The sequence below is a fragment of the Pseudoalteromonas sp. G5_S1_14_S5 genome (genome assembly GCF_054968605.1).
This window is the reverse complement of record NZ_JBQKUM010000177.1, coordinates 1-1434: the sequence shown is the minus strand read 5'-3', so window position 1 is coordinate 1434 and position 1434 is coordinate 1. Positions and strand designations below refer to the sequence as shown.

The following is a 1434-nucleotide window of genomic DNA, read 5'->3' as shown; positions in this document are numbered from 1 at the left end:
TAATGCCAGTCAGTTAAGCTGACTGGCATTTTTTCTATTTATTGCATACTTCTTGGGCTTCAGCTTAACCCAACGAGGATAACTTCTGTCCTCTCTCCTAGGTGGTAGGATAAACATAGATATTTGCTGTAGTAGAACATCATAGTGTTTGGGAAGGTTTCCTGGCCTTGTTAAAGGTAAAGCTGCAAAGTATTGAGTCACTGCCATAGCACTACTTGTGAAGCTTAGTTGATTTGGCCACACACTATCTAATTGACTCGCTGCCTTTGTCATAACCTGTCTTATAAGGTTATAGGCTAATAAAATACCCCAGAGTTCTTGTTTGACCATATCTGGACGCTTACTTCGCAATGTATACTCGCTATCAAGCAAGGTTTGTTTCATTTCCCGATAGCCTAATTCGATTTCCCAACGATAGCGATAGAGTTCTACCATGTCTTCTCCAGGAAAGCGTAACCCATCACACATTGACGTAAGTACCTGATACTTCTTACCTTTGATACTTTTCGATACTAACCTCGCTTCTATTATCTCCGGGAGGTCACTGAACTTTTTTCTTGCCTGAGGTGTTGTTTTTATAGCAACCACAGCGTCACTTGGGCTGTATTTATGCACGACTTCATATTGGAAGTCTTTTCTCACTGGGAGCATCCAATGCCTTTCTTTACCGGTTTTGTTCCAACGATTAAGTAGCCCTAGAGAGTAATATCCCTTGTCAAAAATAGTCAGTGAATGATCTGGAGTTTGTTCAATGAGATCTTCTGCGAGCTTCATTTCATTGGTTCGATAGTCAGAGAATGCACTATCGATTAGCTGATGACTCGTAAGTTCCATCAAACAGACCATACGTATTTTAGGGTAGATATTCTCAGATGAATGATTACGTTGTGCTTTAAATTCTTGATGATTTTCGGGTGTATCTGTTGCTCTCCAAACAACGCCATCAACAGACAAAAGGTTTAGGCCACACCAAGTTTCGAAGCTAGAAGATTGATAGCTGTGTACAGCCATCTTCTTAAAGACTTGCTTTACTCCTTCTTCTCCTAATCTCTGTCTTGCCTGAACAACGGCACTTGGTGCAACAAAGCGTTGTTTGTCTGGTAGGACTATATCGAGTTGATTAGCTATATCCCAAACAGATTGTTGTCGAAAAAGGCTCATTCCTACAACAGACCAAAGCACGGCTTCTAAAGGTAGCCGCCTTCTTCGAACCGTTGATACACCAGCTTGTTCAAAGCCTTGCTGAATAAGCTCTGGACTAAGAATTTCAGAATATTTATCAAAGTGATGAAAGGTATTACATGACCGAAAAGTATCCGCAAGCTGGCTTTCTAAAGACATAAAAAAATCCGATATTAGTTTCCTAATATCGGATTTTGAAGCCTTTTGAGGATCGGTCAAATGATCTCACAAATTTCTTAACTGATCGGCATT

At 40.4% G+C, this 1434-nt stretch carries 1 protein-coding gene; it reads right to left on the bottom strand.

Features of this window, described 5'->3' with window-relative positions:
- Positions 1–9 precede the first annotated feature (9 nt).
- Positions 10–1341, bottom strand: a complete 1332-nt coding sequence (locus tag ACTRWI_RS22415; protein ID WP_499133899.1) for an IS4 family transposase — start codon at positions 1339–1341, stop codon at positions 10–12.
- Between the last annotated feature and the right edge of the window lie 93 nt (positions 1342–1434).

Coding starts and splice junctions, on each gene's coding strand:
- ACTRWI_RS22415 (WP_499133899.1), bottom strand. CDS start 1,341: ATGTCTTTAGAAAGCCAGCTTGCGGATACTTTTCGGTCATGTAATACC.